Origin of the sequence: Photobacterium kishitanii (assembly GCF_003026355.1) — a bacterium.
GTDB classification, from domain to species: Bacteria; Pseudomonadota; Gammaproteobacteria; order Enterobacterales; family Vibrionaceae; genus Photobacterium; species Photobacterium kishitanii.
On sequence record NZ_PYON01000009.1, the window covers coordinates 167360 to 174835 of the forward strand.

A 7476-nucleotide genomic window follows, 5' to 3' on the forward strand; every position below is an offset into this window, starting at 1 on the left:
ATCCCGAACCGCTAACCCATTTGTTATTTTGGGTGTAGTTAAGAACATATAACGAATTTCGGAGATTGTCTGATGGGTAAGATCATTGGTATTGACTTAGGTACAACTAACTCTTGTGTAGCAGTACTTGACGGCGACAAGCCACGTGTAATTGAGAATGCAGAAGGCGAGCGTACAACAGCATCAGTTGTTGCATACACGCAAGATGGCGAAACGTTAGTTGGTCAACCAGCAAAACGTCAGGCGGTAACAAACCCTGAAAACACATTATTCGCTATCAAGCGTTTAATCGGTCGTCGTTTTGAAGACGAAGAAGTTCAGCGTGATATCGAAATCATGCCTTACAAAATTGTTAAGGCTGACAACGGTGATGCATGGGTAGAAGCGAAAGGCCAAAAAATGGCAGCTCCTCAAGTATCAGCTGAAATTCTTAAGAAAATGAAGAAAACTGCTGAAGACTTCCTGGGCGAACCAGTAACTGGCGCAGTTATCACAGTACCTGCATACTTTAACGATGCACAGCGTCAAGCAACTAAAGATGCTGGCCGTATCGCAGGTCTAGATGTTAAACGTATCATCAACGAACCAACAGCAGCAGCTCTAGCTTACGGCCTAGACAAGCAAGGTGGTGATCGCACTATCGCTGTTTACGACCTTGGTGGCGGTACTTTTGATATCTCAATCATTGAAATTGATGAAGTTGAAGGCGAGAAAACATTTGAAGTTCTAGCAACTAATGGTGATACACACCTTGGTGGTGAAGACTTTGATACACGTCTAATCAACTACTTAGCAGACGAGTTTAAGAAAGATCAAGGTATCGATCTTAAGAAAGATCCTCTAGCTATGCAGCGTCTAAAAGAAGCAGCAGAAAAAGCTAAAATTGAACTATCTTCTGCACAGCAAACTGATGTGAACCTACCTTACATCACTGCTGATGCAACTGGTCCTAAGCACATGAACATCAAAGTGACTCGTGCAAAACTAGAATCTCTAGTTGAAGACCTAGTTCAACGTACTCTTGAGCCGCTAAAAGTAGCTATCTCAGATGCTGGTCTTTCTGTTAGCGACATCAACGACATCATCCTTGTTGGTGGTCAGACTCGTATGCCAATGGTTCAGGCTAAAGTAACTGAATTCTTCGGCAAAGAGCCACGTAAAGACGTTAACCCTGATGAAGCTGTAGCTGTAGGTGCTGCTGTTCAAGGTGGTGTACTTGCTGGTGATGTTAAAGACGTTCTACTTCTAGACGTTACTCCACTATCTCTTGGTATTGAAACCATGGGTGGCGTGATGACTAAACTTATCGAGAAGAACACAACTATCCCAACAAAAGCGAACCAAGTGTTCTCTACTGCTGAAGATAACCAAAACGCGGTAACAATCCACGTTATTCAAGGTGAGCGTAAGCAAGCGAGCTTCAACAAGTCTCTTGGTCAGTTCAACCTAGAAGGTATTCAAGCTGCACCACGTGGTATGCCACAAATCGAAGTTACTTTTGACCTTGATGCGGATGGTATCCTAAACGTATCAGCTAAAGATAAGACTACTGGTAAAGAGCAGAAGATCACTATTCAAGCGTCTGGCGGTCTAAGCGATGCTGACATCGAGAAGATGGTTCAAGAAGCTGAAGCTAACAAAGAAGCTGATAAGAAGTTTGAAGAGTTAGTAACTGCTCGTAACCAAGCTGACCAACTTGTTCACGGTACTCGTAAGCAAATTGAAGAAGCTGGTGATGCACTTCCTGCTGATGAGAAAGCAAAAATCGAAGCTGCTGTTGCTGAACTAGAAGAAGCACGCAAAGGCGAAGATAAAGAAGCAATCGACGCGAAAGTTCAAGCGGTTGTTGCTGCATCTCAAAAGCTAATGGAAATCGCTCAACAGAAAGCACAAGCACAACAAGCTGATGGTGCTGGTGAGCAACAAGCTAAGCAAGACGACGATGTTGTTGACGCTGAGTTTGAAGAAGTTAAAGACAACAAATAAGAACGTTAACTATTATTAGTTAACATCTTGTTTAAATTACGGGCGTTTGAGGTTACTCTAACGCCCGTAACTATATCTAGCTAGGTGACAATCAAGTTATGTCGAAACGTGATTTATACGAAGTGTTAAGTGTGGCTCGTGACGCAAGTGAGCGTGACATTAAAAAAGCTTATAAGCGCTTAGCAATGAAGTTCCACCCCGACCGTAACCAGGGTGATGCGGAATCTGCTGAGAAATTCAAAGAAGTGAAATACGCTTATGAAATTCTAACAGACGACCAAAAACGCGCTGCTTACGATCAATACGGCCATGCAGCCTTTGAACAAGGTGGTATGGGCGGTGGCGGCGGCGGCTTTGGCGGCGGTGCAGACTTCAGTGACATCTTTGGTGATGTGTTTGGTGATATCTTTGGTGGTGGCGGTGGCCGTCGTCAACAACGCGCGCAGCGTGGTTCAGATCTTCGCTACAACATGGAACTGACGTTGGAAGAAGCTGTTCGCGGTTGTTCGAAAGAAATCCGTGTTCCAACTTTAGTTGGTTGTGATAGCTGTGATGGTTCAGGCGCTAAAAAAGGTTCATCTGCAACAACGTGTGGTACCTGTCATGGTGCTGGTCAAGTGCAGATGCGTCAAGGCTTCTTTGCTGTTCAACAGACTTGTCCACACTGTCATGGTCGTGGTCAAATTATCAAAGATCCATGTGATAAGTGCCATGGCGAAGGCCGTGTAGAAGAAACCAAAACGCTATCAGTTAAAATTCCTGCGGGTGTTGATACCGGTGACCGTATTCGCTTAAGTGGCGAAGGCGAAGCTGGAGAACAAGGTGCACCAGCAGGCGACTTGTACGTTCAAGTGCATGTTAAAGAACACCACATTTTCCAGCGCGAAGGTAATAACCTACATTGTGAAGTACCAGTAAGTTTCACAATGGCAGCATTGGGTGGCGAAGTTGAAGTACCAACACTTGATGGCCGTGTCAGTTTGAAAGTGCCTGCTGAAATGCAAACGGGCCGTATGTTCCGTATGCGTGGCAAAGGTGTTGATTCTGTTCGTGGCGGTTTACGCGGTGATCTTATCTGTAAGTTGGTGGTTGAAACCCCAGTACATTTAAGCAAGCGTCAAAAAGAGTTGCTACAAGAACTAGAAGAAACGTTTGGCGGTAAAGATGCGAGTAAGCACAAGCCAAAATCAGAAGGTTTCTTTAACGGCGTAAAAAAGTTTTTCGACGATTTAACCAACTAATTCGTCGCAAAAAAGAATAAATAAAAGCCGCTATTCGCACATGCTAATAGCGGCTTTTTTGTAGCTCAATATCGTCATTTCCTAAACCAAAACGAGAATGATGCGGGTTATTATCCGTCGTCTCGGAAGGGAGGTACGAGCTATCCGTGATCTACTTATCACGCGTTTGAGCATAAAAGAAGCCAGTGAAAATATTACCAACAACCTTCAGGTGAACCTTTACTGGTTTGATTAAGTTCTAAAGTTGAGCACTCATCGTTTGTTTGCGCCAGTTTTGGTAGCGCTTTTATCGTGTAGTTAACCGTTGTCGCTTCAATCTCATAATCATAACGTTCATCATTGGCACAAGCAGGACATAATGAGCTAATGATTTGAGAATGATCAATACCATCGAAAACTGAATAATCTTCTCCTCCTGTACGTTTACTCTCCATTGCTAGCTGGATCATTATTAAATCTGTCATTGCTTGAGTACGATGGCCTTTTAGTACATAAGATTGGTACGAAGGATAGGCAATCGCAGTTAAGACTCCAATGATAGCCACTGCAATCAACATTTCGATCAGCGTCACGCCTTTTTGTTTAATCATCTTCCGTAATCTCTTAAATATTCGAATTGACTCGATAACTGATTGATATCCTAACGGTGCTATTTTGCGGTGATGATAAACTCCCGATCAAGTTGTTCTTGGTGAAGAAGAATAACGTTAACAGGGATTTGGGGAATGGCTCGCGAAATTATCACGCACTTTCATTACATACATCATACCGGTGACAGTCAGCGAGGATTTACTTTGTTGGAATTGGTTTTTACCGTAGTGATCATGGGGATTATTATTGCAATGGCAGCCCCGCGTTTTAATGGTTTAATTGAATCGAATAAAGCCAAGCGGTTAGCAACAGAAATCGAGTGGTTATTGGTGCAAGCCAAATCAGAAGCGGTGATGCGTGGGGTTAAGGTGTATGTTGAAAGTAGTGCACCAACAAGCCTACTTACTCGATCTATAGCACCATGGACTATTAGTGCTAAATTAGAGTCAGAACCCACTGTTTTATCGTTAATAGAATCAAGTTCATTTTCTGGTGTAGTGATAACTAACACGAGCAAACTCAATCGATTTTATTTTGATCCTATATACGGTAGACCCAGTGCAAATGGTAGTTATAGCTATAGCAGCGGTGACCATAAGCTTAAAACAACGCTCTATACCATCACTGGGCGTATTTATACCTGCTTAGAATCTGACTCTGAAAAGTTGAGCAGTTATGAGAAATGCTAATCAAGGTTTTAGTTTAATTGAATTACTCATTGCATCATCGGTAGGTTTAATTGCAATCGCTGTTGTAGGTTCGGTTTTTTTATCGGGTTATCAAGCATCTAATAAGCGTTCATTAGAATTATTACTTCAACAAGATGTGAATGATGCCTTTCGACTCATCAAAGAAGATGTACTACGAGCCGGATATGTCTCTGGTGGTCGTTCTAGTTTGAAAATATCAGGGGCAGATAATGTCGTTTATGTAAATGTCGCTAATAATTGTTTAGCATATGTTTATGATGCTACTGATGGCCGCAAATATAATGAATTTATTTATAACGATAAAGATAAAAAATTAGTTTATCGTTCGTCGAATGATGAAATAACAGTTTTAAATGCATGCTCTTTATCTCGATCCCTATCTTATTCATTAATTTATGATAAGCAGATTAGTGTAAATGAATTTGGAATTTTAAATAAACCGATTAGCTCTGCTAGTGCAACCAGTCAATTAATTAAAATTACTCTTGCTGCGTATTTAAATAATGATATCGCAGTGAGTACAGCGAAGTCGATTCAGATTAAAACAAGGAATTGGCAATAATGAATAAGCATCAGCAGTCAGGGATGGCGACATTATTAATTACTAGCATGTTATTAATTGTAGCGTTGTTATTTTCATTGGCGTCATATAAGAACTTATTTTATCAGATTAAGCGTACTCAAAATGAAGTCTTAGCCAGACAAGCACATTGGACTGCTGAAGGTGGGCTGGAGTGTGGTTTTACAGAGTTAAAGCAAAAAAATATACGTCCTGCGGATCCTACCTTTAGTAAAAAATGTACAGAATTAGCATCTGTAATAGAGCTTACAATTGACTATTTTCCATTAGCCATAGATCAACCTAGCTATGAACTAATTAGTAGGTATTCGAAGGCTGAGGTAAAACATGATGTTTCTAAGTTAATTAATTATGGTGGTATAGGCGTTTCAAGTACGTTAGAAACGAGTGGTTCTGTTGAATTAAGTGGTTCTCAACATTTTGTTCCTAATCCAACCGCATCAAAAAAAGATGGATTGTATAAATGCAAATCTATTGTTGCTGGTGGTGAAGTTAACTATGTTGCTGTTGATGGCGGTGAATTACATTTTTTAACAACAGATTCTACGGTGAGCATTCATGCTGGTGGGCCATTGGGGGCAGTAGATTTTACTTGCCATTCAGAGTATCGATCTAATATGTATGATGAAAGTAAGAAACCTAACTATATTGTAGGCCATGGGAAATTTGGAGACATAGTTGAAAACCAAAAGGTAAATGTATTTAAAAATATCTTTGGTAAAGAACTTACAGAGGCTGATCTCGTGAGAGAGGAGTTCAAGAATCATCCCAAAGGAATAGTAATCACAGGAAAAACGTCAGGAGGATGGATTGTTGATTGTAGTAAGAAAATTAAAGATGCTTATGCTACAGGTAAAAGGCGAATTTGGGCTGATGGTAGTTGTGCTATAACGGGAAATATATTAGGAAGTAAAAATGAACTAGCAAATGACGAAGCTATACAGTTGGTTATTTTTAATGGTTTATTTCATATTAATGGTGTTTCTTATATCGATGGATTAATTTATCAATATATCTCACCTAGTTTTAATATTAGGGATGGATGGTTAGATCTTTTTAATAGTGCGAGTTCTATTAATGTTTCTTCTGGTGATCTTTCTAAATCAGTCGCCGAAACTGGTGGCTATGATAAATATGTATTTAATGTATATGCTGCAATTAATATTGATGGAGGAATAGGCGTTGATGCTCCTAATCAAACAATTAGAATTAATGGTTCTATTATTCCTGCCTATAATTCAGATAAAACAGGAAAATATATAAATGTATTAACTTGGCAACAAGGATCTTGGCATGACTTCTAATATAAAAATAGAAAAAGGCTTTAGTCTATTAGAGGTGGTGATTGCTCTTGGTGTGCTTGCTGTTGGGGTATTGGGGCTGGTTAAGATGCAAGCTTATATGGAAGTAAAAGCAGAAAATGCATTAAAGACCTTAGATGCGCTTCATATAGCAGAAGCACAGATGGAGTTTTATCAAACTCGTGCCAGTAATATTAGTGGTGCTACTGGTTTGATTGCTTTTGAAAGCATGGCCGCACCAATTAATTGTCTGCACTCTATGGTGAGTGGCTCTAATTATACGCTTACTTGTGATGCTGATACTTTATCTCTATCTGATGCACTACGAATTATTAATGTTACTGTCAGTTGGAGGGATCGCCGTGGCGTCTCGCAGGCAGTATCTCTCAAAACCGCCATTTCTAAATACAGTGAATTTGATTAAACGACGGCTATCATCGCTAAAAAGACATAATTTAATCCAAATCAAATCATTTTGAATAAAAAATGTTCGAACGGTTTTTTTTTATTAAAAAACTATTGTCAGCCAATAAAATCTCCTTATAATGCGACCTCACTGACACGGACGACGGCGCAAGCGGTTACCGAAAGTCAGTATTGTTCTTTAACAATTTGACCATGCAATCTGTGTGGGCACTCACTGAATAGTTAAGTCGAAAGATTTATCAATAAACTGAGTGACCAATACAAAATAGCCCAATCTATTTATAGAGAAGATTATTTTGGCACAGTTATTTAATTATCATTTTTTAAATGATAAAAAGCTTTAATTTACATTCTTTATTTATAAAGAAAAGGTATTTAAAGTCAGTATTTATTGAGCCGGTCGAAAGACCAACAAAACTTTAATTGAAGAGTTTGATCATGGCTCAGATTGAACGCTGGCGGCAGGCCTAACACATGCAAGTCGAGCGGTAACAGAAAAGAAGCTTGCTTCTTTTGCTGACGAGCGGCGGACGGGTGAGTAATGCCTGGGAATATACCCTGATGTGGGGGATAACTATTGGAAACGATAGCTAATACCGCATAATCTCTTCGGAGCAAAGAGGGGGACCTTCGGGCCTCTC

Annotated in this window: 7 protein-coding genes and 1 rRNA gene; 7 read left to right on the forward strand and 1 reads right to left on the reverse strand. The window is 40.1% G+C overall.

Features of this window, described 5'->3' with window-relative positions; all coding sequences use genetic code 11:
* Nucleotides 1-72 precede the first annotated feature (72 nt).
* A complete protein-coding gene (gene dnaK / locus C0W29_RS12445; protein WP_045042308.1) occupies nt 73-1986 on the forward strand; it encodes a molecular chaperone DnaK in 1914 nt (637 codons plus the stop codon).
* A 98-nt stretch (nt 1987-2084) separates the two neighbouring features.
* Nucleotides 2085-3227 (forward strand): molecular chaperone DnaJ, encoded by a 1143-nt coding sequence (gene dnaJ, locus C0W29_RS12450; protein WP_036795905.1) that lies wholly within the window; start codon nt 2085-2087, stop codon nt 3225-3227.
* Between the two features lie 194 nt (nt 3228-3421).
* On the opposite strand, the gene C0W29_RS21910 is transcribed toward dnaJ, so the two are convergent.
* The gene (locus C0W29_RS21910; protein ID WP_036795903.1) at nt 3422-3817 is read right to left on the reverse strand and encodes a type IV pilin protein; all 396 of its coding nucleotides are present in this window, start codon (nt 3815-3817) and stop codon (nt 3422-3424) included.
* Nucleotides 3818-3952: 135 nt separating this feature from the next.
* On the opposite strand from C0W29_RS21910, the gene C0W29_RS12460 reads away from it, so the two are divergent.
* The 5 genes from C0W29_RS12460 to C0W29_RS12480 form a co-directional block, all read left to right on the forward strand.
* Nucleotides 3953-4507, forward strand: coding sequence for a GspH/FimT family pseudopilin (locus tag C0W29_RS12460; RefSeq protein WP_052671652.1), 555 nt, complete (start codon nt 3953-3955; stop codon nt 4505-4507).
* Nucleotides 4494-5090 carry a PilW family protein gene (locus C0W29_RS12465; protein ID WP_045045135.1) on the forward strand — a complete coding sequence of 199 codons (597 nt, stop codon included), beginning with the start codon at nt 4494-4496 and terminating at the stop codon, nt 5088-5090. Before C0W29_RS12460 ends, C0W29_RS12465 begins: the two co-directional genes overlap by 14 nt.
* Entirely contained in the window at nt 5090-6412 is a 1323-nt protein-coding gene (locus tag C0W29_RS12470; protein WP_045045136.1) for a hypothetical protein, read from the forward strand. The genes C0W29_RS12465 and C0W29_RS12470 overlap by 1 nt, the downstream gene beginning before the upstream one ends.
* Nucleotides 6402-6833, forward strand: a complete 432-nt coding sequence (locus tag C0W29_RS12475) for a type IV pilus modification PilV family protein (protein ID WP_045042312.1) — start codon at nt 6402-6404, stop codon at nt 6831-6833. Before C0W29_RS12470 ends, C0W29_RS12475 begins: the two co-directional genes overlap by 11 nt.
* A gap of 422 nt (nt 6834-7255) precedes the next feature.
* Nucleotides 7256-7476 (forward strand): 16S ribosomal RNA (locus C0W29_RS12480); the annotation flags it as partial.